Origin of the sequence: Sphingobacterium sp. 18053 (assembly GCF_902706145.1) — a bacterium.
GTDB classification, from domain to species: domain Bacteria; phylum Bacteroidota; class Bacteroidia; order Sphingobacteriales; family Sphingobacteriaceae; genus Sphingobacterium; species Sphingobacterium paramultivorum.
The window spans coordinates 17,513-43,803 of sequence record NZ_CACSJW010000001.1; the positions used below are offsets into that span (position 1 = coordinate 17,513).

Genomic DNA, 26,291 nt, shown 5'->3' on the forward strand with positions numbered 1-26,291 from the left:
ATGAAATCAAAATATTATCTATCGCTATTTTATTTTGCCTGTTGTTTGTTTATAACATCGTGCAAGAAATTTTTGGAAGAAAAGCCCGATTCCAAACTTAATACGCCGATTAGCAACATTGAACTGACAGCCATTTTGGACAATCATTCGTTCAGAAATCCCGGGCTTCTGGAGGTCGCTTCCGACAATTATTACCTGACAGATGCAAATTTTAAAGCCATTTCAATGGTAGAATATCGGGAAGCTTACCTCTGGTCAAAAGAGCCGACAGAAAACAGCTTTTGGAGTGATTCTTATATAACTATTTTTTATTCCAATGTGGTATTAGATTATCTTGATAAGGTAAATTATCTGCCGGATGGCCTTAGTCGCAATGAGCTGAAAGGGATGGCCTTATATCAGCGGGCCTTTTCTTTTTATTCACTGGCACAGGTATTCTGTAAGTATTATAACAAAGACCATGAAAATGCCTTGGGAATAGTACTTAAGACCAATTCGGATATAAATGAGAAATTACAGCGGTCAAGTTTGGGCGAAACCTACAATCAGATATTACGGGACCTGGAAGAGGCTGTGGGTCTTTTGTCGGATAAAAAATATGAGTACCCAACCAGACCTAATAAAACAGCGGCTCTGGCGCTGTTAAGTAGGGTATATCTTGGACTCGGACAATATGATAAATCACTGGCATATGCAGATAGGGCGCTGGCAACAGGTGGAAAAACAATTGATTATAATCAAATTAAAAAAACAGGAGCCCGTCCATTTGATGCCTACAACGACGATATTCTCTTTTATGCCATGATGATCCCTACAAGTGTTTTATTGGAAGATAAGGCTACCGTGGATACTCTGCTGTATAACAGTTATGCCAAGGAGGATAGGAGAAAAGACTTGTTTTTTACGAAAAATGCTAATGGCACCTACGCGTTTACCGGTAATTATAACCCTTCTGGACAGGAAATATTTATTGGATTGACTGTAGGAGAAGTTTTATTGAATAAAGCAGAAGCTGAATGTAGGGCCGGGAAACTAAGCGATGCAAAATTCACCTTATTGGAATTATTAAAAAATAGATATTCCGAGATGCCAATATTACCGATTAACGAAGAGTCTCTGCTAGAATTTATTCTTTTAGAAAGACGGCGCGAACTAGTCTTTAGGGGGCTGCGGTGGACAGACTTAAGGCGATATGCCGCTGAGAATAGGATAGTTGATCTTAAAAGGAGAATTGACGGTGAAGTCGTTTCGATGCAGGGAAAGAGTGTGATGGAATTTGCTTATAAAATTCCGCTGCAGGTCATTGAACGGGGGGGCATCGAACAAAATCCATAATCGAAAGTGGGACAATATTTATTGTCCCACTATTCTTTACCTACTTAGTTATGAAAACGCACTTTGTTGGTGTCTTGTGGTTCGTTTTTTAGAATCTGGTTTTCCAGTTCATTTAAACTTCCTTGAGTAGGTTTCCCACTTCCATTATCTTCACCATGCACCTCACACAATTGTGCCCCAGTGCTACAGGAAGGTGATGTAACTGGCGTATAGTTGTCCGGATCCATTATTTCATCCTCATAATTAGGATCAGAGGAATTTGGTCCAGTATACTGGAACCATTGATCCGGAACAAATGTGGATTGTGTTTCATTATTAGACTGCTTATCCACTTTATTTTCCATTGCATTGACCGCGAATGCGATACCTAGTACTAAAGTCAATGCCGAGCCAACGGTAATTAGACTTCTTTTAATGATCTTTTTTGAAATCATGGTTGTGGTCTTTTTTATACGTTCAAAAAAAGGTTGCCTCAAAAAACTTTGGTTGATTATATAGTTATGGGTGTCTTTTAGCAGACGTCGCTGGCTGGCTTTGCATCCCGATGCGCTGCCTGCCTGTTCCCAGACGACCCCTGAGGGCCATCCGGGATTTCCGTGAACAATGCCCCTTTACGGTTGTGCAACTTTCGCTGTATAACTCTCTTCTGGGCGAAGGCTATCCGATGCGGTAAAGTGTCCAGCTGGAGCTTGTCTTTGACCAGTCTGCAGACCAAACCCTTGGGCATAGACAGCAGATGCACCTGCGTCCTCAGGGACGAGTATAGCTTTCCGATCCAGCGGAAAAGGGCTTTCTTCGTGTTCAATATATGGTGCTTTCTGTTCATACAACTTTGTTTTACCTGATCCATTTGTCTGTTGGCTGCGGCGCATCCTTAGCGCGGCCTGCCCACTGGGCTTTTATTAGTTCTTCGTTTTTATCCCGCTAACTTTTACGTCGTTAACTTATACCAAAGTTCGGCCTTAAAGGAGCACGGGGCTTGGCCGAGTCTGGAGTCGTGTATGTACAGGTTTGGAATAATGAAAGCGTATAGCAATAAAAAATCCCCTCGGGGGGGATGCTGCGATTAAATTTTCAAAGGTATTGTGGTGGCTTCTTGGATAATCTCGTCAATGAATGCCAGATATTCGTTTTCGCTTTTAAAATTTGGCGTAATTTTCCGATCTACTCGATAAAGAATATGATCGCGTATAAAGGCTTCTTCAAAAACAGAACAGATAATTACATATTTATGTGTCAGGTCAACCTTCGAAAGAAGATGATTTACTTCAAGATAATCACCACCGCTGCTCAAGATCAGTATCTCAGCTTTCGCAGCAGACAGTTCCAGCGTTTCCTCACGAATTTCTATTAAACGAGGGTGTTTGGTGAGGGTTGTGACGATATTCACTTTTGATAGATTGATCATCTGCCAGGCCACATAGCTATAGCTCTTTTTAATGGGTAATGGCTGCCGTGTTGCCGCTACCTTTCTCGCATGGGACAACAGATAATAAAGCATAGCCTTTGGAGAATAAATGTTGCCAGCAACATTTGCTGCCTTGAGTACCTCTTCATCAAGCTGATAATTTACAGGGAAATAGGAGGCGGCCATTTCGACACAAATACGTAACGGGCCATATTTCCAGGCTCTATATTTTCCACAGACTTTTCTCGCAATAATCGTGCTTTTGTCAGCTGGCTCAGCTACAAAAAGTTGTCCGATCGCTCTGAAAAATTTTCCGGTTTTTTGAATGATTTCTTTCATGTTTTTAGGTCACTAGGTTAATTTAATAATAAATTTTATAAATAGTCTTGGGTATACCGCTTAAAAAACTCCTTCGCGGTCATGCCCGTTTTCTTTTTAAAAAAGCGTGCAAAACTGCTTGGTGACGCATAGCCCAGTTCATAGGCGATTTCAGCGGTATGCATACCGTCTACAATATATTTCTTGGCGAGATCCAGCATAAATTCTACCTTCAGCTCTTGGGGACTCTGTCCATAATAAAGTTGGATAAGCTGATGCAGATAGTCCATACTGATCCCGAGCTGCCAGGCAATGTCGTCCAGTTTAAAATCCTGGCCATGCTCGGCTACTGCCTGCTTAATGGCTGCATGGGCTTCTTTGGATTTGATTTGGGATTCCGAAATCTTGTCATATTCTTCAAAGATCTTTTCCTTCGATAGCTGGATCAGTTTCTTGATACCCCAGAGGATATTGACCTCACTGTCGAGGTCACCTTTCTTGATTTTTGACGCAATGGTTTTTAGCAATGAAATGGTCCTGGTGCCGGCACGGAAATCGATGCTGCACCACGAATTCGGATCTTGGTTTCGATAGGCATGGATCAAGGGGTGAAGAAACTGGAAGGGACGCTCGTTGCCATCGCGGAAAATGCTGCCGCGGAAATAAAAGTTAACGAGGGTATACCTTCCGGCAGGAACATGGATTTCATAATCACTTCTGGTTAAGTAGAAGTAGCGGCCGCGATTGCAAGAGATGCTGTAACTGATCCGCTTCTGAACATCCCTGATCTGAATAGCACGATCTTCTGTGAAGAGATAAAAGATATGCATATCCGACTCTGTGACTTGCATCGGAATGACAATATCGGCAGGTAGATGCATATCCAATATATTGATGTAGCCGAGCATGCCGTTAAACTGCTGCAGGCAGGCCTGCCCATGTTGATTCTCGTAATGTTGATAGTCCGCATTGGACATGCTTATTCTTGGCTTGAGCGTATCAGTTCTCGGACTGATCGGCTGGTCAAATACCTGTGCGATATCGATCTGTAGTGCTGTTTTCATAATGGTGTATAGGTCAATAAAATCCCCCCGGTCAGGATTTCGGTATGATCGGGGGAAATGGTTTTTGGATAACGTAGGGTTGGATTACTGCTGCGGACCGGTGTAGGAAATCCGGATAAACAGGGGAGTGAACATTATCGTCGCCACACCATCCTGCCATTCATCGAGGCCGTGAACCATGAGCTCCTTAAATTCTGGATCATCATCATCACCCTTGTCGTCTTTTTGAAATTGAAGTACGTTGCCCTGCATGAGATAATTACTGATAGCCGTGCCAAGTTGTTTCCGAAACCCATTGGGAAAATTGTAGAGCTGTATTACCTGATGGGGATCGAGGTTAAAATTGTGTTCCATCCAGGCTGCAAAATCGTCTTTTAGAAGTTGCATCTCTAGCGCGCGCTCCGCTAAGGGTAGCGCAAGAAGCGTGGCTACTTTTTGCGCCACACCTGCATTGTCAAAGTTCTCTTTCATACAAATTGTGTTTCTGCAAATATTTATTTAAATAGATCAAATTAGCAACCGCCCTGTCCTAACCTCCGGTATTTTGGAGGATAATCTTCTTTTGGACGATTGAATTTTTCTTAATATTTGATTTTATTTAGTAAATTGGGTGTATAAACCAGTATAAACCTGAGCCATTTAAGAGAGCTTGACGTAGCATATGAAAGTATTAAAACTAACGGTGGAGAGTTTACTCATCTCCATGCTTTTTAATTTAATCGGAAATCACGGTATTTATTTGAATCGATTTTGGACACAGACCTATTGGATGTGGACAGTGGCATTTGCTATTGCGATTGGTATTGCGGTAGTGTTCACGCAAATGTTTCTTAAAGCCTTTTGGACTTATTGGCAGAAGCAGTATCCTGATCTGATACTCATGAGCAAGGGGAGGATCATGACCAAGAGTATACCCAAAGGTCAACTCTTCTGTGCAATTCTTGCTACAACTATACCGATTCTATCGATTTATCTCTACATTATCTATTGTATCGCTTCGGTGCGCAGCGAAGATACGTACAGCTTGTTAAGAAGCTATCTGCTGCATTATATGCCTTTTATTGGTGTAGGCTGTATAGCCTACGTGATCTATGTTTTTCGTAACGGCAAATTATGGTGGTTAACAACTGAAAATGTGATGGCCTTGTTAGGAAAAGAGGTTATGTCGCAGGAAAACACAACAGATAGAGTGGTAACTATAGCACCTCCAAGTGTATTGGATAAGACTATCGTAATCGGATCACTCTATGATGTGCTGTACAACCATTCGCCATTCAATATTAATACCTTGCAGATGGATGCTGTACGTATGTTTGATGTTCCCTTTTATTTTTCCCAAAAAAGAAAAAAGGAAGTCATCCTGATCAATGGTACCCGTATGGAAGCCCATCATTTCATGCAGGAGCTGGAAGCAATGGGGCTTGGTAAATGGTATTTTCGCATCAATAAAACCTGTAGGGTAAATATGATGCTCGTCCGTCAACCGATATTGCCTAATGCCACTTACCTGGAGTTTCGCAAGGAAGTTTTTGACAGCCTCAAGTTGAATATGACGGAATTGGAGATCAGCAACCTGCTGCAGATAACCGAATGGATGCGCAAAGAAAAAAAACTAAAGGATTTTTTGGATAACGTCAATAACTTAGAGCATGAGGGATGGGATTACCTTATTCGGCTCAATTGAATCATCCCACTTTATAAACTTAGATAGACCGAGCGCAGTAGACAACAGGTCTGCTGCTGAGCTGGATTTCGGCGGTTAGTCGAGCTAACCTTACCCGTTTATGTTTTTTGTAAAAGGATCTCCTGATCAACAGGAGATCACGCCTCGTTTTGTGTCCAATGCGACAGGTATTCACCTAAAAATCCACTATTCTTTTCAATTAAAACCAGGCATCGGATATAAGCCCTTAGAGGCCAAGCTGGACCGTATCCTCGACCTGCTGCAAGAACAGCAGTATACGGAGCTCCACAAGCTGACGGGTACAATGACCATCCACGAAGTCGCCTATTTTTTGAGCAAAAGTGTACGTACTATCGAGCGGCGTATTGCCAAAGGCCTGCTCAAAGCCACCTATAAAGAGGGCAATGCGGATCTCTTCCTCAAAAAAGATGTGGTGCAGCTGTATGTGACCGAATATAAAAAATGGCCGCGGCAAATGCCTTAAATCCCTACACTATTCGTACCTGCTTCGTATTGTCTTCGGCGCTGAATGTAAAAGCAGCCACTGTTGACCCCTTGCTGAACAGTATTTCCCTGTTCGGAGACTGGTGAAGGTCTGTCGAGCATCTGTACAAGATCTATTGTCGATCCGAAGCAGGTACGGAGCTGGTCCGAAGCAAAGGCACGAGATTGCTGCTCAAACCCGTATTTTTTGAAGTGCCAGACGGCTGCTTTCCTGAAATGTATCCGATTGCCTCCGACAACCCGCCGACAAAAGCCGGGCTACCGCCGACGAGTGTCCGCCAACCTGCTCTGTGCTATTGACAAGGGGCTGTTTGCTGTAGTATGTTTGTCGAAGTAAAGCGCTACATACCGGTATAAATGAAAGCTTTATGGGGTTTAAATTTTAAAAAAAATAACAACATGGCAACAATCAACAATGGTGTAATCGGAAGAGCAAGTGGTAAAGTGGGCGCGGTGATCGCCTCGTCCTGGAAATCCATCAACTACCTCAAAGGTTTGCCCAAAAAGCGGACGAAAGGAATGTCCGAAGAACAGCTGATCCAATAGGACCGTTTCCTGAAAATCTCCAAATTTCTGATGCCGATCACGCCGATCCTGCAGGTTGGGTTTGGGCTCTCCAAAACCGAAAAGATGACGCCCACAAACGTGGCACTGCAGCTCAATATCGCTCAGGCAGTAAGCGGTACTTATCCAAACTTTAGCTTGGATTACAGCAAGATCGAAATCAGTACGGGCTCTTACCTCAACGGCGGTGGCATGGAGGCTGCTGTGGATAATGGAATTCTTTCTATCTACTGGGATACCATCCTCAACAGCCTGTACAAGACCAAGGCCGATGATCAGGTCATTATCTTGGTCTATTCACCTGAAAAAGATGAATTTATGACAGCACCTACACCGCCGACCCGTGCTGCCGGTACGATAGATATCCAGGTCCCGGCCCACCTGCTCGGTGGCAAGGGGCATGTCTGGATCTTCTTTACAGACCGCAAGGCCGAAAAGGTATCCAAAAGTACGTATTTGGGCGAATTTGACCTGGCTTAGTCGCTGAAGAATTAATTGAACGGGAGGAGCATGTGGCTCCTCCTGATTTTTGAACACAAAACGATAAGACATGCTGGTGATTTCTGAGTTTAAAAAGCAGGTTACAGATCCGACACGTAGGGAGGCTGCGCAGGAGCGTTTTCGGCTGGCACGCCGGTTTTTAAATCCGCTGTACCCGCTCATCCGCAAAGGTTTTGCCCATAGCAAGTGCACGGTGCAGGCGGCTTTTGGCCGCGCCATGTCGCATACGCTGACGAATGTGATACAGGGCGAATATCCGGATTTCGAGGTAGTGCCCGCCCTCGCAAAAATCAGCAATGGCATGCTGTCTCCGCTCGCGGTGAATACCTGTGTACGTACGTCCAATACGATTCAGCTGAGCTGGGATGTAACCGAATCCAACATCAAAGATTATAACCAATGGGATGACCAGGTTATACTCTGTGCTTATGATATTATTGGCGAGCAGGCAGCCATCAATGAACAACAGGTGCTGCGGAAGGATCTCCAGATGACGATCGAGCTGCCATCCATTCTGCATAATAGGCCAGTGCACCTGTACATTTTCCTACATGATCGTGATGAAAACCTGTATTCCAGAAGTCAATACCTCGGTCTTTTCTAATTAATCGCTAGCGTATGAAATCAACGATAAAAGTACTTCGCACAAAACAGGGCAAGCATAGCACGTTGTCCGAGATCTACCTGAACAATCAGTTTGTCTGCTACGGACTGGAGAATATTCCGCGCCCCGTGAAAATAAGGGGCGAAACCGCTATACCTACCGGGCATTACCCACTGGGTTTTAACCGCGACGGGGCAATGAATGGCCGTTACTACGACGCTTACCCAAAAATGCACCGCGGTATGCTGGAGATTGGAGCTATACCCAACTTCAGCTATGTCTACTTCCATAAAGGAAATAGCTACAAAGAGACCGCCGGCTGCATTCTGGTGGGCGCGCAATATGTACTGGAGGATGGTGATTATCGCCTGTTAGCCTCGGGTGTCGCCTACAAAAAGTTCTATCCGCTAGTGGTCGAACTGCTGCTCCAGGGACTGGTCGAAGTACAAGTCGAGTGAGCGGGGCCCGCTGTCAGACAATTGACAACCCTTAAAAAAATAAGCATGAAAAAGATCTTTAATAAAGTAGGACAGGTGCTGCAGCTGCTGTTGGCGGCACCTGTTAAGCTGCCGGGTAAGGTGGGGAATGTATTAAAATACCTAGCCTTGGGGCTTGGTATTGTAGAAACGGTATTGGATGAGGCTAAGTCACATCCGGAGGTAGACGATAAGGAACCTTCGGCGGGTGGCATGGATAATGGGGCCGTTAAACATGGAGCAGAAAATACCGTAGAAAGGAGCGCGATGGATGAAAGTGAATGATATCCGCGTCTCGGCCATCGGTGGTACGATCTGTTCCATTTGGGCCAGCATCTCGCTGGGGGATGTATTGCAGACCGCCCTGACGGCTGCCTTGGGTACCCTGGTCAGTTTCGCTACAAGTAGGTTATTGGCGAAATTGGGTAAACGGAACAGATGAGTAGAACAACAAGGCGCACGAGATTGTGCGCCTTGTTGTAAGCAACATCTTCATTTGTAAGGCAAAATCCTCAATTTTTATTTTCTCTTCATTTCCGAAAACAGCCGATCCACATCTTTCCGCAGCTCAATTCACCGACAAGTTCCGATAAAGAAAGTGTTAGTGATTGGTATTTAGAGATTTGAGTTTCAATAAATACAAATAAGTGTCGATTTTGTAGTATTTTTTTAGGTTTGTTAAGTCGTGCTAAATTTTTAACAAATTTCGTTGTGTAACATAAAAAAACCTTAAAATGCAGCATTTGTCAAATTGAATTATCTTGAACTAATTCCTAAAAGTAACATGGAGTTTGGTGGGTTAGAAATGCTTGAACACGGAAGCTTGTGCTGGATTTTAACCTTGGTGTTGTTTTTGGTACTTCCTGTGCCCCAGAAACAAAAAAAGCACTTTCTGATTCCTCTAATCTATCTAAATGTCATTTAACGGATCTCTAAATGTCTTTTTATCTATATCAATTATTCTTTTCAGATATAATCTAATACTAAAATAGGCTTATATTGAAAAGAGCAGCTTGAATTAGTAACGATAATTAATTAACAAAATTATGGTGAATATTAGTGAGAAATAGATTAAATTGTAATATAAAATTAATTTATACGGCGATATGTTTCAAATAAGGTATGGAAAGGTCTATGAAATTTAATCTAGATTCATTAGAAATTTACAAAAGCAGTAAATCACTAACAGACAACATTACCTTCAAAATTCCTTTTGCCGATTCTTTATGTCATGAATTTGCTGATGGAAATGTTATGTTTCAATATTACAGTAATTTTTTGTACTTCATGGAGCTTATCGAGTTCAATTCTGAAAGTCAGCACACAGTTCATTGTGAGGTGTTAGAGCCATCCCTCTTTATGTTCTTCATGTTTGAGGGTGAAGCTGAATTCAGTACCCCTGAAGGAAATATCCTAAACTGTCCAGGAAGGGGAACATATTATGGAACTTTCAGCGATCGAGGTATTTATAGAAACACGTTTAAGCCGGGTTGCAATATTATTCTTTATATATCCTTACGCATAGAATGGATACAACGAAAGGCATCTGCTCTACCTAACCTTTCTAAATTTTTATCTTTTTGCCTAAAAAGTAATGTTTCAGTATCGTATATGGAGAAGCTTTTCATGAGTCGATCACTTGCAAAAGAACTCATCAATATATGGCATTTACCTACACTGGACAATATTGATCTCGAAATGACCCTCCTTCCGATGATCAAGAAAATTTTAAGGATCTATGATCGGGCTCAAGATTACCGGATCCATCTCTCTGAAATGTCCAACTCCGAAAAAATACATGAAATAAAAGGGTATCTAAAATCAGGCTGCCTTTCTCAGGAGATAACCGATATTGAGGTTTTATGTAAACGTTACTTCATAACAGAGCGAACGCTGCGAAGACTATTTTTTAAACTTGAAAAAAAGACAATCATTGATTTTGTTACAGATCAACGTCTTGAACATTCAAAGATTCTACTTATCAAAAGGGGACTTTCTGTCAAAGAGATTTCAGAACAGTGTGGTTTTGCTAGTCCCAATTATTTCTGTAGGCTGTTCAAGAAAAAATACGCTATCACCCCAAAAAGATACAGTTTAAAAGGGCCACAATAGATCTTCATTATCTGTTAACTAACTGTTTTTATAATAAAACTCACCAGTCTTCATTGTTTAGCACAATTCGGTCAAATACTGTATAAAAAATATTTTTTTGTCTGAATAGTGATATAATTTGAAGTTAATTTAGATTATAACATCTCATAGTTTTTTGCAGATAAATCTTTCTGTGTATTCGGATTCTTTGAGAACATAAATCAATGAATTATGAAAAAGAAGTCTATTATCAATATCAGCCTCCCTTGGAGAGCATGGAGCTTCATCATTTTCTTTCTTGTTTCCATTTTGATGACATTTTCTACGCATGCATTCTCACAAAAACTCACCTTCACTTTCGATGCGTCTGGCAATCAAACAAAAAGGTTATGGATATGTATTAATTGCCCCACGCTTAGTGTTTTAAATTCTGATAGCGTTGCCTCTAGAGACAGGTTAAAACCTGATATAATAGAAATTGGGAATGGTTATAGCCTCTACCTCAACAGAAAAGAAAAAGTAATAAAGATCCATTCAGCTGATCTAAGTAAAAATGCTTTTCCAATTCTCTCACTAGTGAATTTCGGAGATAAAAATAAAGTGGCTATTGAATCCTTTAAAAAGGAAGATTACGTTGAATTTCCTACAAATCAACTTATGGCCGGAATCTATCTCCTTCGTATTTCGGTTGGAGATGATAAGTGGGTAGAGCTAATTATAGAAAAAGTAAAGGAGGCCTAACATGAAAAGATTGATATTTTTATTGTCGTTATTTTGTGTGATCACTATTGATTGTATTTCACAGAACAGAATCCAAACCGATACATTAGGTTTAAATAAAAGTAATTCGTCAAATTTGAATTTATTGGAGTCGATCGTTAAGGTTAATGCAACTTTCCCTTCAAAGTTCTCAATAGATACCCTTAAAACAATAGTGTCAGATTCCTCTTCATCAATAAAAGTTTCAAAATCGGGTCTGCAAACTTTAGCGGCGACCTTAAGTCCAGGAAGAACAGAGGTCAATTTAGATGTATCTGCAACTGGATCGACAAACTATACTATACCCTTTATAATTCCCCCAGGTATTGATGGGTTTGTGCCAGAATTAGGCTTAATCTACAATAGTCAGAGTAGCCGGGGCACTGCTGGATATGGCTGGAATGTTTTTGGATTATCTTCTATTTCTAGAGTTGGAGCAGCCAAGTATTCGGATGGTCGGGTTGGAGGTGTTAATTTTGATCTAAATGATAGATTTTCTTTGGATGGTCAGAGACTGCTGTTAAAGAGTGGATCTTATGGTGGTGACGGTGCCGAATATCAGACCGAGCAGTATTCCAATATAAAGATAGTTTCAAGAGGGGTATCATCTTTTGGGGCCTCTTTTGGTCCAGCATATTTCGAAGTGTTTTATCCAAACGGTACAAAAGCCTTTTACGGTCAAAATGCAAATTCAAGTTCTAGGCTCCAATATGGTCTCACCTATATGGAAAATTCACAGGGAGTCCGTATCAGTTATGAGTATACAACCTTTAATAATAATCTTTTTATTAGTAAAGTCTTATATGGAAGTCGAGGAACAGGAACTGCCCTAAATAGGATAGAATTCAGCTATGGTGCAGCTAGCAGGGCTGAACAGAATTATGTTGCTGGCACAGGTTTTTATTCAGATAAAAGGATCAGTAAGATCAGCATTGTTGCAAATGGCACCAATTATAGACATTATATTCCAACTTATTCTACAGTAAGTACCCTCGATTATGATCGAATGACTGAGATACAGGAATTTGATGGTAGCGAGTTGAATGCTTTCGCCCCTATCAGGTTTGAATATGATAACACGACAAACATGATGACCTCACAGGTAATTTCCAATTTAAGCCTGACAGGAATTGCCAGTAATAATTCTAAAGTAATATCTGGTGATTTTACAGGCAATGGTAGTATGGATTTTTTGCTTTATCCTAAAGTAGGTTTGCAGTCACCTAACAAATTTTATGCATTTTATGACCTGGATCCTGGATCACCTTATATGCAACTTGGGTATGAGGTAAATACAGGTTATTTTTTAGATATATTTCCTGCGACATGGTTGAGCCATGAAAACAAGATCCTGCCAGGACAAGGAATGCTTTTACTTAAGAATAACGGAGCCAACAGCTATAAATTCGATATGTATTCTTCTGGTACTGTAGTTCCTGTCTATTATCAATATTCTAAGTCCATCGACGGCCTCCCTTTGGCAGGAGGATATTATTCCGAATGTGATCGCCAAGACCATGAAGGAGTTCCAAATAACTTTGAATTTGTTTCCGGGGATTTTAATGGTGACGGTTTAACAGACATAATGATGATCGGAAGAGATCAGCAGGTTATAGTGGATGAGTATCGTGACGCGGGCGGTGATCCGCCCTGTGTAAAGGTATATGGAAATTCAGGATCTGTTGTGGTGTTTGTCAATATGGATCGCCGTACTCCTTCCGGTTGGAATCAGGTCGGAATGCTGTATTCTTCATTTGTATATGGGGACAAACTCTACACGGCAGATTTTAATGGCGATGGAAAGACCGATATTTTGCATCTAGAATATGGAAGAATGTTTGTATATACGCTCAACGACAACAATTCCTTTGAACTGTTATGGCAAACATCCGATTCCAGAATAACTAATGACCCTAATAAACCAATTCTGTTAGGAGATTTTAACGGCGATGGAAAAATGGATATCATGTTCGCAACTGGATATAATAATCTTTTTGCAACCTTCATGTGTACAGGGAAAGGGTTTATTAAGCACGAAAAGAATGAACCTTTTACACACACTCAAAATACATGGGATGGCTCAAATACCATGAAGCAATATGTATTGGTCCCAACCGATGTAAATGGTGATGGGAAAACGGATATTATATTCAGCGCAACGACAACCTATAATTCAACTGCGACAGGGAACATTGCTGTAACTATATATCATAATACTGGAATGGATATTAGTAACAGGCCGGTTTACGGAAATTCGGTTTCCAGTAATAGGAGTACAACTGTTCGGCACAATCCCATACCGATATTCTTAAACCCTGACCAGCAAAATCCTAATCTTGAATATGGTTATATAAGTGATAATGCAATTTCATTGTTCCGCTCTGACAAGGATATGATGAAAGAAGGACATTTAACAACAATTTTTCAAGATGGTGTAAATCATTACATTGACTACGCAAGATTGATGGAAGGTGCAAGTGGAAATGGTCTACCACTTTACAATTCTTCTTATAACCAAACATTCCCTTATATAGACATTCATTTTGCTCCCCAGTTATACGTTACCAGTGCGATTGCAAGAGATGCAGCAGGACAGATCGGTTTACAGACGTTTGGTTATGCGAATGCAGTCACAAATGCTGACGGCCTGGGATTTCTTGGATTCGGTGAAAATATCCGGAGCAATGTGCATACAGGTGCATCTGACGTTAATCGTACTTACACTATCGGCATTCAGAGTCCACAATTGCGCGGCGCAAATCTTCGCACCTTTGTCTCCAAGAATAGCTATATAAACAATGCAATTAAGAATATGGCTGTAAGCAATCCCCCTCCTGCGGGAGGGGCCCCTGATGGAGCTACCCTCAGCGATTATATCAGTAGGGAAGACCATATCTATCAGACAAGCATATTGACTAACAAAACTTTTGTCAATGTACCTATTGCCTTTTCATTGAAGGACAAACTTTTAGGGACTTATAGGAACCAACGCTTCACTTATGATGGATATTACAACGTTACCTATCATAAAACTGATGTTAACGGACAGGGATCAGAAAGTTCAGCCCAAACGTATGCAAATAGTACCGGAACAACTTATTATATCGGGCGGCTGACTAATCGAAAAGACACAACACAGGTTGGCACAGAGATCTATACAGCAGAAAAACAGCTTGTATATACCGGTTATCTCCCAACACAGGTAAAAAACAAAGGACATAACACATCATTTATTACTCAGGCTTTAACTTATGATGCCTTTGGTAATATAACAAAACGTATTACAACTACTCCGGCAGACGGTTCACGTACCGAAACTATGGTGTATGAAGCAACAGGAAGATTTAAGACAAAATATACTGATCCAGATGGGTTATTTGAGAGCTTTGTAAATAGTTCTGTCTCTGGGATGCTAACTTCATATACCGATAAATATAATAGAAATACCGCTTACACTTTGGATAGCTGGAGCAGGATCAAAACCACAGCTGATTACTTAGGAAAAGTTAAAACAAATACCTATACCAAGGATATGTTTAACACTATCATTACAGCGACAGGAGATGACGGTTCTTCGTCAATTACCACGATAGATCAGCTTGGCCAGAAAATAGAACAGCGTGATAAAACTGTTCTTGGGACTTTTGAGGGCCGGTCTTGGAAATATGATGTATATGGAAGAGAATATCAGGTTAGTGAACTTTCGCAGCCAGGTAATTATACCCTTTGGAACACATTGTCATTTGATAGTTATGGACGCATCTATCAATCTACAAAATATACGGGAAAGGTTCAAACATATAGTTACAGTGGATTGAATATGACCGTTAATGATGGCGTAAAAGCCGTTACAACTTCCCGGAATGCTTTCGATATGGTCACAAGCCTACAAGATCCAGGTGGAACAGTTACCTATACTTATTTTGCAAACGGTAATCTCAAAACTGCTGATTTTGGGGGGAGTACCCAAACAATTGAACAGGATGGTTGGGGACAAAAAACAAAACTAATAGATCCAAGTGCGGGGACTTACCAATATACTTATGATGGGTGGGGACAGGTGAAACAGGAAACCTCGCCATTGGGCCAATCGCAATTTGTATATGACCAGGCTGGGAAACTGTCGACCAGAAATTTTACAGGTACCGGAACGAATATGCAATGGACATATACTTATGACCCGACATCAAAACTGCTGGCACAAGTGGCATTGGTAAATGGAGATGGTAACAATTCGACCGATGCTTATGTTTATGACACATACAAACGCCTTTCATCCCAGACCGAAGATAATTCGTATGCGCAGTTCAGCAGAACATTTCTATATGATGCTTTTGGAAGAGTAAATAATACGAAGGTCAAGGCCACACATAAGCCGACATCTACATCCGTCGAAAAGTCAGTATTAACACAATACCAGAATGGTCTTAGACAACAGCTGAACCTTCCCGTAACTCCCGACGGGGGGCATATTTTATGGCGGGTGGACTCGCTTAGTCTTCGCGGAGAGTTGACAGCTGCTACCCAGGGAGTTTCGAGAACCTCATTAAAATATGACACCTATGGGTTTCCACAGCAACGTAGATTATATCGTACCTCTGGGACTCCAACTACACTAATGACCTTAGGAACAACGTTTAATGTCCAGAGAGAGTTTCCTACAGCTAGAACGAATAGCGCATTTAGCTGGTCTGAATCTTTTGGGTATGACAATGTAGATAGGTTGACCACATTCAATGACAATAATGGAAGTCAGAGCCAACAATATGATGCTAGGGGAAGAATTACGCAAAATACCAGACAAGGAACATATAGCTATAGCGGAGTCAGTTATAAACAACAGGATCTGACATTAAATACATCTGCGAGTGCATACTATCAAGCCAGAACTCCACAGGATGTCAGCTTCAATGCATTTAAATCGCCTATTGAAATCAGTGAAACTGGAATTGATCGAATTAGTTTCCAGTATAATTCTTCACTTGGCAGGGCTAATATGTTCTATGGTGGTGTTCAGGCTGATAAAATGTTAAGAAGATTTCGGAAGCATTATGCTGGAGACGGCAGTTCTGAGATAATCCATGATACGCAGACAGGTCAGGTCTCCTTTATCCTATACCTTGGTGGCAATGCTTACTCAGCACCAGCTATCTGGAAAGAGTCGAAAGGGAGTGTACCGGTAGCCGGGGCTTTATACTACCTGCACCGTGATTATTTGGGAAGTATTGTCATGATAACAAACCAAAGTGGAGGAATCGTTGAAAAAAGGCAATTTGATGCATGGGGAAATATTGTGAAACTTACTGATGGAAGCAACAATAACCTTACTACGTTTGCAATCTTAGACAGAGGATTTACAGGGCACGAACACCTTTTAAGCGTTGGATTGATCCATATGAACGGTAGGCTATATGACGCAAGGATGGCACGGTTCCTTTCTCCGGATGGTAATGTGCAAGATCCTTTTAATACACAGAACTATAATAGATTTGCCTATGCATTGAATAACCCACTGATCTATGTTGATCCTAATGGAGAAGTACTTTTTGGTATTCCTATCCTCGCTGGTATTATTTGGGGAGCTATAATTGGAGCCGGCGTTGGCGCAGCAGCATATTCAATAAATGCCGCAATAACCGGTGACTGGAGCTGGAGCGGATTTGGAAGTTCCCTTGCTATGGGTGCAATTGGCGGCGCCATCGGTGGAGGAGTAAGTGCGATTGGCTCATCCGGCCTTTTGGGATCTTTTGGTAATACATTTGGTTATAATATGCTTTCTCAGACAGTAAGCTCAGTGGTAACAACATCGATGTATGGGGGAGAAATAAATCTTGCCTCAGTTGCAGGAATGGTTGCTGGTGGCCTTGTTGGTTCCGCAATACCTAAATTCAATCCTATAAAAGGGTCGGGCTTTGGAACTGGTGTTAAGAATTCACTTTTGGAATTGTCTTATTCCGCAGGAAAAGGAGCATTGACCGGGGCAACTTCAGGAGCTGTTCAAAAAGTTTTGGGAAATGAAGATAAAAACATAATTTTGAATAGTGCTATAGGTGGTGCAATTGGCGGATTTTCAAATACTTTGTTCAATATCGGAGTTATGGGGCCTGCAATGAGCTTTGATGATAGTTATATTCCTCATGGGAACGATAGACCAATTCATAGAAGTGGTGGACTGGCTGATTGGTTAAATGGAACTGGTATATCTCTTGGAAGAAATGCCTATGGCAGTAATCAATATGATTCCAAATATAGAGCTGAAGTTGGCATTGAAGAAAGCTTTCATTATCTTCAACAGAAACAACTTGGTTTTGCTAGATTTTATGGCAGGATAATTTCAGAAGCTTTTAAATTCGGATTTGATGGCGCGTACAGAACTCCGGGTACTTTAGAAAATGATGCACGAAAAGTAGTAAATAGCTTTAGTGAAAACAGACCATTTCCGTTCTAATATAATAGTTCTCAAAACTTATAATATAAATAGCGACTTAAAGATGAATAAATTCCAACACTACCCATTTGTAATATTTTTTTTTATACTTCTATGTTTTTCATCATGTGAAGTATCAAGGTATATCCTATTAAACGACAAAAATAAGCTAATTTATCAACATAATTCTTGTTGCGGAGTCGAGATAGAGGCATTTGATGTATCAGTTAGGCGAATAATTTTTACTATTACGGCAAAAGACTGTTCAATTAAATTTATTGATTCTGAAAGTTGGTTGAAAGAACTAGAGATAGCAAATAATAATGATTTCTATAGTTTCGATATTGCAAATGAAGGCAAAAAATTATTTAGTATAAAGAAAAACGAATCTATTAGTTTTTCTATGGTTCCTAAAAATTTTTTGTCAAATAGAGAGGTAAAATTTATTATCCCTAAAAGTGATAATGTTTTCTGCAACAATCAGTTTCTTTTTCAAGATTCTGTTACCTTCTCGTTAAAAGTCGGGAAAAAGAAGAATTTTTTTTAGATCGAATGGCGATATGAAAGGTTTAAGAATATTGGCATTTATGTCCCTAATAGTTTTTATTTCCTGTGATCCTATATGGTCTGTAGCCATAAATGGCAAAAAAGAGTTAATTCTGAAAAAAGATGTAGGCTGTAATGCAAAATTGATAGTTGAAAACTCACACGGTACTCGATTTAGCTTCATATTTTTAAATGAAAACTCTTTTATCAAGGTCGAGAATGTAAAATATCTTGTTCCGGTCATTGAAGCAAATAATAAGGCCTTTTCTGACTTTTTCCCATTCTATAGAGATAAAGACACTGTAATGTTAGATGATAAGGGAAGATTTTTATTTCAGGCTCAATTGAAAGATTACAATGACCTTAAAAAAGATATTGAATTTATAATCCCTCCAAATAAATTTCTGCTTTGCAATGATTCCCCTTTGATTTCAGATACTGTAAAAATCATTTTGAAGGTTGGGAAAGTTAAAGTGGGGCCAAGAAGTTATTAAGAATAAATACAATTTCATGGACTGATTTCAATGGCTGAACGTTTTCAGAAACTTAAATTGAGGGAAATCATATAATAGAAACATTCGAATAACAATTTCAAAAATATTTTTGCGATTATCGTGAGAGACGGCCTTTTAATCCAACTCCTTTGAGATAATAAACAAGATACCCAGTCATGAAAGATAGATTATTGATATTTAAAGTCATCTCTATTTTAATCTTTGGAACATTGCTTTCGTGTGAAGCTAATAAATCTGTCCTTATTAATGGAGAACGTCGTATTCTATTAGATACTAATTCAGAATGTAAGCTGGAGATAGAGTTACATTTTATAAGAGAGGCGTTCCTTATTTTTGAATTAAGTCCTAAAGGATGTAATCTTGAAATAAACAATGTTGATGAGTGGATAGATAATTTAACAAGAGCCAATGGATTGGATTCTGGGGCAATTCAATTAAGTAGTAAGATTGTGGTATCAAATCGTAAAGTTTTAATTTCGAAAGGTCAAATCTTAAGATTCGACCTTGTAAAAAGTTCAAGCACCTGGGATAGAGGAAGACTAAACTTTATTTTTCCAAAAAATAGTAATATGCTAGTCAATGGAAGTCCTTTTTTTTCAGAAACAAAAACATTATCCTTAGAAATTGGCAAGATGAGGTTTATCTTTTAGCTCTCTTTCTGTTTTTATTAGACGTGCCTGATGGATCACGAATTGAAATAATAAAAATTAATAAATATGAGTACTCGACAATTAATTCTGGCTATCTACGTCGTTGTTACCACATCATTTATTTTATCCTGTGAGCCATATAGATATATTAACATAAATGGTCAAAGAAAATTCCTGGCAACTACCAACAGTAATTGTGAAATAGAAATTAGTGCTGGTATTTTGCAAATAAATAATGTGGATTTTAAGATAATTTCAAATAGGGATGGTATCAAAATAGTAAATCTCAAGGAATGGTTGAAAGAGTTAACAGAGATTAATGAAAAATATTTTGAATCTTCAGCCATACTTGATAAAGTTGAGGCGTTTTCTAGTAAGCCTTTCATTCTAAAGGCAGGTGAACCTTTAAAATTTCCGATCAGAACAAGAGAGGGGTGGGGTAATGATAGCATACCATTTATCTTTCCTAAGAGCAACCTTATTTTATGTCAGGGTAAGCCATTGTTTGAAGAGGCAGTAGAATGCGTTTTAGCTCCAGGGAGAAATAGATTTATATTCTAAATTAGGCTTTTTGCAGGTATAATTTTGCCACTATTGCTGCGCGGCCAGTTCGTTTTCTTCGGGGGCCGGATATAATATATTCCGTCCCTGACACAGAATTTTTTGAGTTTTTCCCTCTGGCCGTGATCTGGTGCTCGAAAATTACTCTTCAGTCTCCATCTGTGGCCCCGACGATCCTTGCGCTCTCGAATTTATTAGACCTCATGAAGCGTTTTTGCTGCTTAGCAAGTAGTTTTTGTTACTTAGCGATCAAACAATTCGGATCACTGATGGCTGGAAAATCAAAACGAATGAGTCAGATAAAGCAATTATTCGGATTGTACCGGAACGGTAGCAGAATAAAAATAATCGCCCGCATCCTTCTGTTCCATTTGGGCCAGCATCTCGCTGGGGGATGTATTGCAGACCGCCCTGACGGCTGCCTTGGGTACCCTGGTCAGTTTCGCTACAAGTAGGTTATTGGCGAAATTGGGTAAACGGAACAGATGAGTAGAACAAAAAGGCGCACGAGATTGTGCGCCTTGTTGTAAAGCAACATCTTCATTTGTAAGGCAAAATCCTCAATTTTTATTTTCTCTTCATTTCCGAAAATAGCCGATCCACATCTTTCTTGGCGAATAGCCCAGTTCCCTCCGCCATCGTCGTGGCCGAGCCACAGGCGATTCCCATTTGAAGGACATGTTCCAGATCTCCTTGTTGGGCTAAGACAGAAACCATTCCAGCAACCATACTGTCACCAGCGCCCACCGTACTGCGTACCTTGACCAGTGGGGAAGGCAGCTGGATTCTTTCTGTTTCTGAATACAATATAGCGCCCTGGGCACCCAGAGAGACCACGATTAGCGTAGCCTTCCCCTGCGAAATTAGCTGCTGGGCGGCCATATCCAGATCGGAATGCCCCAACTCTTCTTTTCCCACAAGCGCAGCGAGCTCGCCGGCATTCGGTTTGATCAAAAAGACACCTTCCTCCAATGCAAGGCGAAGTGCATCGCCAGATGTATCAATAACTATTTTACTGCCCTTCGTTTTGTACGTATTGATCAGTGATCGTATAAATTCGGGCGGTACCCCAGTCGGAATACTACCGCTGATAACGACAAAATCCGGAATATACGTTAGTTCCTCAATCGAAGTCCTAATCCCCTCCAGTTCGTTGGATTCAAACTGTGCTCCTGGAAACCCGAACCGATATTGCTGATTGGTGGAGCTGTCGACCACGATAAAATTTTCGCGGGTCTCGCCATTCACCCGGATTGGATCTATAGCAATATCTTCCAGCTTCAACAAGCTTTCGAGCATACTGCCTGTCTTTCCACCGGATGTAAAAAGAGCTGTTGAAGCCAGACCAAGTCTTTTCAGGGCACGAGATACGTTGATTCCTCCGCCACCAGGCTGGTATATAGGTTTTTCACAGCGTAATTTCTTTTCAGGAACGATATGTTGTACGCTCGTACTCTTGTCTACGGATGGATTCAGGGTGATTGTTAAAATAGATTTTGCCATTTGCTTACGTTATAACTGTAGTATATTCACTTTACTGCCTTTTGAATACTACCAATTATATAAAAAATAGTTGATATTATATAACCTATAATAGATTATAAATCAGAACTTTGTTTATGCTATTCGATCACTTCGAAGGTTTAGCCATCCTAACACAAATTCGGAGATAGGGGTGGGTGGATGTCGAAATTTTAAACAAAAAATTAGATATCATGAAAGCGGTTAAGTATTTCGTAGTTATTTTTTTCTCTATTTTCTGCACTGCGATCTGCGCACAGGATGTCAACATAGGTGCAGAAATTACTGCAGCGCTAGAGAACAATACATATCTTTCCAAGCTGAATTATCCAAAATCGGTTTTCAGGTTCTATACGGATAATTATTCAGGATATCATTGGACAGATAGTCGGCAAAGGCAAGAACAATCGAAAATAGCGCTCTTACTGCTGACGAAGGCTGATCATTATGGACTGTCACTGTCCGATTACCATCTAGAAGCACTTTCTTTGGAAAAATTAGAACAATGGGCAGATTTTCCCTCCGAAAAAAATCAGAAGGAAAGAACGCTCTTTGATATACTGCTCACAGATGGCCTAATTACCTTTATTAATGACCTTCACTTTGGAAAATATAATCCATTATACCAAAAAACTCAGATTGATACCAGCAGGATCAATGGATTTTGTGCAGATGAAATATTATCGACAGCGCGAATGCACACGGATTTCCAAGGAGCAATACTTAAGGCACAGCCTAATTTAAAAGCCTATAGTGATCTTCAGACTTATCTAGATCGTGTACACACGGCAAATGATCGTATTGTTTCTCCGACCGAAATGGGCAAGATCATCATAAATATGGAACGCCTGAGATGGATCAATACGCAAAGTGCCTACTATATTATGGTCAATATCCCTTCATATACATTGGAGCTACATCAGGGGGACGAGATGTTCGGCTTTAAGGTTGTGGTAGGAAAGTCAACAACAAAAACACCTGTTTTGGAAAGTGAAATCAGTTATTTTTCAACGGCACCAGACTGGCGAGTTCCGCAAAGTATTTTCCGTAAGGAAATGCTACCCGAAATGATGAAAGATAGGAGCTACCTAGCTGATCATAATTATTCGATCTATGACGGATCAGGTAATAAAGTCACCGTGAATGCATCAAAATTGAGACAGATCAACAACAGTCCTAATAATTATAGTGTAAGGCAATCCTCGGGTCAGGACAACGCATTGGGTGCCGTTGTCTTTAGATTTGAAAATCCCTATGCCGTATACCTGCATGATACCGCTCAGAAACAATTTTTTGATCGCGAGAAAAGGGCGCTCAGCCATGGCTGTGTACGTGTGGAAAATGCGGATCGTCTTGCCGCCATGCTATTGGCTTACGATGGTTCAGAATATAAAGTTTCAGAGCTGGAAAACGCAATACTATCTTACGAAAAGAGAGATTTTGTGCTGAGTGAGCCCGTGCCTATTATAATTACGTACCTGACCTGCCTTATAGAAAACGGAAAGCTTATTTTGTACACAGATATTTACCAATTTGACAGATCGCTGGAAGGCAAATTTAATCAAAATAGATAACGGAATGAGGACAGCATAACATCGCAGCTTATATGAGCTATGTCTAAAATAAAAAGATTACTGCTTAGTCAAAAATGATAATGATCGTCGTAAAAGATAGCAGTGATCATGATCTGAAAATTTTTATAGATCTAAATTTAAGGTATAAAACCATAAAACAAACTCATTATGAAAACCACAGAAACCCCCGATCAACCAGTTCAATCTTCACTTGTATCGCAGATAGAAGATTTTTGGAGTGAAAACGAACTCACAGATGCACTGGAAAAAATGCAACCAACGATAAATATCATTGAAAAAAGTGGTGTTTATAAACTAAGAGTTTCAGCCCCCGGATTTAAAAAAAGAGATTTTAGGGTGGCAGTCGAGGATCGGTCACTGATTATCAGTGCGGAGCACAATGTTGAGAAAAAAGAAGAAAACGAAAATTATGTAAGGAAAGAATTCTTCGCGAATTCATTCTCCCGTAGCTTCCGCTTACCGGATAATGCTACCCTGGATCGTATAAAAGCCACTTATAAAGACGGATTGCTAAACATTACCATTAATAAAGCTAATGCGGAGGAACCAGAGATAAAAGACATCAAAATCCGATGAATTAAACTGATTGATATAGAAACACATGAGTATTTATTCTTTTAAGGTACCTATTTTCTGATTTTTTGGAATATCTTAAAATATTGGAGAAGGGTACCAAAAGTTAGTCGATGTTTGTCTCATAAATATTTTGAAACAAATTGCCAGGCAAACATGTTTGTTTTATAGCTACTTTGTTTTTGTGATAGATAATTTAGCCTATTTATTATTTGTCCTATTGGACCAACAGACATGAAGATTATCATTCAAAATATGGTGAGCCGTCGTTGTAAAATGATGGTAAAATCCGAACTTGACAAATTGGGGATAGTCTATACATCAATTGAATTGGGCGAAGTCAGATTAGCACAGCCTATTTCTGAAAATATCAAACTAAAGCTCCAGGAAGCATTGCATCGATCGGGGCTGGAATTGCTCTACGACAAGAGAGCCGAATTGATCGAACGGATAATCAGTATTATTGTCGAAATGATCCATTATTCCAAAGAAGTCCCGGAAGTTAATTTTTCGACTTTATTGAGTGACAGGCTAAAAAAAAACTATCATTATCTGGCCGAGATATTCTCCAAAACAAAGGGGATCACGATCGAACATTTTATCATACTGCATAAAGTAGAAAAAATTAAGGAATTGATCCTTTACGGGGAATTGAACCTCACAGAAATATCATACCAGCTTCATTATTCGAGTGTATCGCATCTCTCCAGGCAGTTTAAGCAGGTCACGGGGCTGACACCTACATTTTTCAAAAAGCTTCCACTAAGAAAGCGAACAAACCTAGAAGATCTTTAATACTCCTCAGTCTACCTACCAATTATACAACAATCCATGCGAATTGTATAACCTATATTGTTTTATTAATCAGAACTTTATTAGGAAGCAATAATCTAGTTGTTTCGTAAATTTTAAGCTGATGAAAACAGATGCAGAATTGCAGAGAGATGTCGAGCGGGCAATCCAATGGGAACCCCAGTTGCATTTAGCGGAAATCGCTGTTACGGTTGATGAGGGAATTGTTTCTCTCGCTGGTTATGTGGACAGTTATGCAAAAAAACTGGAAGCTGAAAATGCCGCAAAAAGAGTTCATGGCGTGCGGGCATTGATTGAAAATATTGAAGTTCAATTTCCAACTAACTGGGCAAAAACGGATGCTGAAATCGCAAATGAGGTGTTGGCTTCTTTGCGGACTGCCTGGCTAGTTCCGAAAGACAAAATCGGGATTAAAATTGAAAATGGATGGGTCACATTGGATGGTGAACTGCAATGGAATTATCAACGGGAAGCGGCTAAAAATGCTGTAATTTACCTTATGGGTATCAAAGGAGTAACCAATAATATAAAGGTTAAATCCGATACGAACAGCGCGATTGAGAAAAAAGATATTGAAGATGCTTTAAAAAGAAGCGCTATTGACGGTAGTAATCTCCTTGTGATGGTATCAGGCAGCACGGTAACCTTAAGTGGAAAAGTAAATTCCTGGTATCAAAAAGAAGAGGCAGAACGGATCGCATGGAACACCCCCGGTATATGGGAAGTGAATAACGAGCTTTCTATTGATTATGAATATGCCTTTAGTTAATAAGAGATTGTTTACAAGAACAATCCAATAGAAAAGAGCCACCATATATACATAATACTAAATGCAACTATATTTAAGAGCATCCGTAAGCGAGATGCTTTTAAGTATATTGTTCAACAACAGTTAACTTGATGTTTCATGCTATCCACTAGTGTTTTTGAACTACTTTACTAAAAGTGCGGCACTCATCCTATCTCTTGTCTACGATATTCTTTTATGATCGGTAAAGGAAACACCTCTAATGGTATCATGCCGTTTTTTATTTGAGCTGTGTACGCTATTAAATCCTTTGCAAAAATTATTCTATTTAAGAAAATGAAAACTTTAACACTATTTCTGATTGCCATAATGACCTTATTGGGGTGCAATCAGTCCGCCGACAGGCGAGCCACAATGGTAAAACAAGAAACCAAAGATATCGAGACTGGCTCCGATACGGTTAAAACAAAAAGAATAGCAGTCTGGCACCGATTTAAACTGGAGTCTGACAGTGCTATTGCGAAAATGGACAATGACCTTTTGAATCTACAGGCTAAGTTGGCCAAGGCAAATTCGAAAGATAGGGCTAAGCTCGATGACGATTATAACAAATTAAAAATTGAAATCGCAAGATTGAAGGAGAAAATTCGCCAAAAGAATGTAGCATTCGACAACGATATGCAACATGCTAAAGATATGACATTACAAGAAAATGAACAGTTTAAAAAAGATGTGAAAAATGATATTGATAAACTCGGAAAATCTGTCGATCAGCTTTTTAAAGATGACAAAAAATAACTCCGGTTAAAGATGACAAAAAATAACTCCGGGCAGAAAGAGCTAAAGAAAAAATAGCTGTAATCGTCGCGCACCCGACGATGAGAACTTATACCACTGAACTGATAAATCCCGTTATGATAAAGACCAAACCGGTACAATACAAAAACGTTGCATTATTTCTCTGACCGACTATGTACCTTTTGTGGGACCTGAGCTTTTTTGCAAAGTATAATTGAGCTTTTTTACCAAGTTGA

The 26,291-nt window shown here is 40.0% G+C and carries 27 protein-coding genes; 21 read left to right on the forward strand and 6 right to left on the reverse strand.

The genetic code is table 11. The features are described from left to right. Positions 1 to 1,335 (forward strand): RagB/SusD family nutrient uptake outer membrane protein, encoded by a 1,335-nt coding sequence (locus GVK91_RS00090; protein WP_159726269.1) that lies wholly within the window; start codon positions 1 to 3, stop codon positions 1,333 to 1,335. A gap of 44 nt (positions 1,336 to 1,379) precedes the next feature. On the opposite strand, the gene GVK91_RS00095 is transcribed toward GVK91_RS00090, so the two are convergent. The 5 genes from GVK91_RS00095 to GVK91_RS00115 form a co-directional block, all read right to left on the reverse strand. Continuing rightward, positions 1,380 to 1,769: a hypothetical protein gene (locus tag GVK91_RS00095; RefSeq protein ID WP_159726271.1), complete on the reverse strand. Its 390-nt coding sequence runs from the start codon at positions 1,767 to 1,769 to the stop codon at positions 1,380 to 1,382. Positions 1,770 to 1,946: 177 nt separating this feature from the next. Continuing rightward, on the reverse strand, positions 1,947 to 2,207 hold the full coding sequence (locus GVK91_RS00100) for a hypothetical protein (RefSeq protein WP_159726273.1): 261 nt from the start codon (positions 2,205 to 2,207) through the stop codon (positions 1,947 to 1,949). Positions 2,208 to 2,401: 194 nt separating this feature from the next. Continuing rightward, entirely contained in the window at positions 2,402 to 3,082 is a 681-nt protein-coding gene (locus GVK91_RS00105; RefSeq protein WP_159726275.1) for a hypothetical protein, read from the reverse strand. Positions 3,083 to 3,117: 35 nt separating this feature from the next. After that, positions 3,118 to 4,125 (reverse strand): AraC family transcriptional regulator, encoded by a 1,008-nt coding sequence (locus GVK91_RS00110; RefSeq protein ID WP_159726277.1) that lies wholly within the window; start codon positions 4,123 to 4,125, stop codon positions 3,118 to 3,120. Between the two features lie 84 nt (positions 4,126 to 4,209). After that, complete coding sequence (locus GVK91_RS00115) at positions 4,210 to 4,596, reverse strand: hypothetical protein (protein ID WP_159726279.1); 387 nt, start codon at positions 4,594 to 4,596, stop codon at positions 4,210 to 4,212. Positions 4,597 to 4,786: 190 nt separating this feature from the next. Here GVK91_RS00115 and GVK91_RS00120 point away from each other — a divergent pair, with 190 nt between their 5' ends. The 15 genes from GVK91_RS00120 (at position 4,787) to GVK91_RS00190 (ending at position 20,007) form a co-directional block, all read left to right on the forward strand. Continuing rightward, positions 4,787 to 5,809 carry a hypothetical protein gene (locus GVK91_RS00120; protein WP_159726281.1) on the forward strand — a complete coding sequence of 341 codons (1,023 nt, stop codon included), beginning with the start codon at positions 4,787 to 4,789 and terminating at the stop codon, positions 5,807 to 5,809. A 100-nt stretch (positions 5,810 to 5,909) separates the two neighbouring features. Continuing rightward, entirely contained in the window at positions 5,910 to 6,293 is a 384-nt protein-coding gene (locus GVK91_RS00125) for a hypothetical protein (RefSeq protein WP_159726283.1), read from the forward strand. 419 nt (positions 6,294 to 6,712) lie between these two features. Beyond that, a complete protein-coding gene (locus GVK91_RS00130; RefSeq protein WP_159726285.1) occupies positions 6,713 to 6,859 on the forward strand; it encodes a hypothetical protein in 147 nt (48 codons plus the stop codon). A gap of 15 nt (positions 6,860 to 6,874) precedes the next feature. Continuing rightward, positions 6,875 to 7,357 (forward strand): DUF6266 family protein, encoded by a 483-nt coding sequence (locus GVK91_RS00135; RefSeq protein WP_262886197.1) that lies wholly within the window; start codon positions 6,875 to 6,877, stop codon positions 7,355 to 7,357. Positions 7,358 to 7,427: 70 nt separating this feature from the next. Further along, complete coding sequence (locus GVK91_RS00140) at positions 7,428 to 7,982, forward strand: DUF6266 family protein (protein ID WP_235032729.1); 555 nt, start codon at positions 7,428 to 7,430, stop codon at positions 7,980 to 7,982. Positions 7,983 to 7,996: 14 nt separating this feature from the next. Next, positions 7,997 to 8,440, forward strand: a complete 444-nt coding sequence (locus tag GVK91_RS00145) for a DUF5675 family protein (protein WP_159726291.1) — start codon at positions 7,997 to 7,999, stop codon at positions 8,438 to 8,440. Positions 8,441 to 8,485: 45 nt separating this feature from the next. Then, positions 8,486 to 8,743 (forward strand): hypothetical protein, encoded by a 258-nt coding sequence (locus GVK91_RS00150; RefSeq protein WP_159726293.1) that lies wholly within the window; start codon positions 8,486 to 8,488, stop codon positions 8,741 to 8,743. Continuing rightward, positions 8,730 to 8,900, forward strand: coding sequence for a hypothetical protein (locus tag GVK91_RS00155; RefSeq protein ID WP_159726295.1), 171 nt, complete (start codon positions 8,730 to 8,732; stop codon positions 8,898 to 8,900). Before GVK91_RS00150 ends, GVK91_RS00155 begins: the two co-directional genes overlap by 14 nt. Before the next feature lie 692 nt (positions 8,901 to 9,592). Further along, on the forward strand, positions 9,593 to 10,570 hold the full coding sequence (locus GVK91_RS00160) for a helix-turn-helix transcriptional regulator (RefSeq protein WP_159726297.1): 978 nt from the start codon (positions 9,593 to 9,595) through the stop codon (positions 10,568 to 10,570). A gap of 210 nt (positions 10,571 to 10,780) precedes the next feature. Continuing rightward, entirely contained in the window at positions 10,781 to 11,290 is a 510-nt protein-coding gene (locus GVK91_RS00165; protein WP_159726299.1) for a hypothetical protein, read from the forward strand. A gap of 1 nt (position 11,291) precedes the next feature. Beyond that, complete coding sequence (locus GVK91_RS00170; protein WP_159726301.1) at positions 11,292 to 17,756, forward strand: FG-GAP-like repeat-containing protein; 6,465 nt, start codon at positions 11,292 to 11,294, stop codon at positions 17,754 to 17,756. Between the two features lie 43 nt (positions 17,757 to 17,799). Continuing rightward, positions 17,800 to 18,282 (forward strand): hypothetical protein, encoded by a 483-nt coding sequence (locus GVK91_RS00175; protein ID WP_159726303.1) that lies wholly within the window; start codon positions 17,800 to 17,802, stop codon positions 18,280 to 18,282. 13 nt (positions 18,283 to 18,295) lie between these two features. Beyond that, complete coding sequence (locus GVK91_RS00180; protein WP_159726305.1) at positions 18,296 to 18,775, forward strand: hypothetical protein; 480 nt, start codon at positions 18,296 to 18,298, stop codon at positions 18,773 to 18,775. Positions 18,776 to 18,951: 176 nt separating this feature from the next. Beyond that, on the forward strand, positions 18,952 to 19,446 hold the full coding sequence (locus tag GVK91_RS00185) for a hypothetical protein (RefSeq protein WP_159726307.1): 495 nt from the start codon (positions 18,952 to 18,954) through the stop codon (positions 19,444 to 19,446). A gap of 66 nt (positions 19,447 to 19,512) precedes the next feature. After that, positions 19,513 to 20,007, forward strand: coding sequence for a hypothetical protein (locus tag GVK91_RS00190; protein ID WP_159726309.1), 495 nt, complete (start codon positions 19,513 to 19,515; stop codon positions 20,005 to 20,007). 567 nt (positions 20,008 to 20,574) lie between these two features. Here GVK91_RS00190 and GVK91_RS00195 read toward each other — a convergent pair. After that, positions 20,575 to 21,510, reverse strand: coding sequence for a 1-phosphofructokinase family hexose kinase (locus GVK91_RS00195; protein WP_159726311.1), 936 nt, complete (start codon positions 21,508 to 21,510; stop codon positions 20,575 to 20,577). Positions 21,511 to 21,722: 212 nt separating this feature from the next. On the opposite strand from GVK91_RS00195, the gene GVK91_RS00200 reads away from it, so the two are divergent. From GVK91_RS00200 to GVK91_RS00220, 5 genes are all read left to right on the forward strand, one after another. After that, the gene (locus GVK91_RS00200) at positions 21,723 to 23,102 is read left to right on the forward strand and encodes a L,D-transpeptidase family protein (protein ID WP_159726313.1); all 1,380 of its coding nucleotides are present in this window, start codon (positions 21,723 to 21,725) and stop codon (positions 23,100 to 23,102) included. A 168-nt stretch (positions 23,103 to 23,270) separates the two neighbouring features. Continuing rightward, a complete protein-coding gene (locus tag GVK91_RS00205) occupies positions 23,271 to 23,699 on the forward strand; it encodes an Hsp20/alpha crystallin family protein (RefSeq protein WP_159726315.1) in 429 nt (142 codons plus the stop codon). A 231-nt stretch (positions 23,700 to 23,930) separates the two neighbouring features. Beyond that, positions 23,931 to 24,491, forward strand: coding sequence for an AraC family transcriptional regulator (locus GVK91_RS00210; RefSeq protein WP_159726317.1), 561 nt, complete (start codon positions 23,931 to 23,933; stop codon positions 24,489 to 24,491). 121 nt (positions 24,492 to 24,612) lie between these two features. Further along, entirely contained in the window at positions 24,613 to 25,278 is a 666-nt protein-coding gene (locus GVK91_RS00215; protein ID WP_159726319.1) for a BON domain-containing protein, read from the forward strand. Positions 25,279 to 25,593: 315 nt separating this feature from the next. Next, positions 25,594 to 26,055 carry a hypothetical protein gene (locus GVK91_RS00220; protein ID WP_159726321.1) on the forward strand — a complete coding sequence of 154 codons (462 nt, stop codon included), beginning with the start codon at positions 25,594 to 25,596 and terminating at the stop codon, positions 26,053 to 26,055. The last annotated feature ends 236 nt before the right edge of the window (positions 26,056 to 26,291 follow it).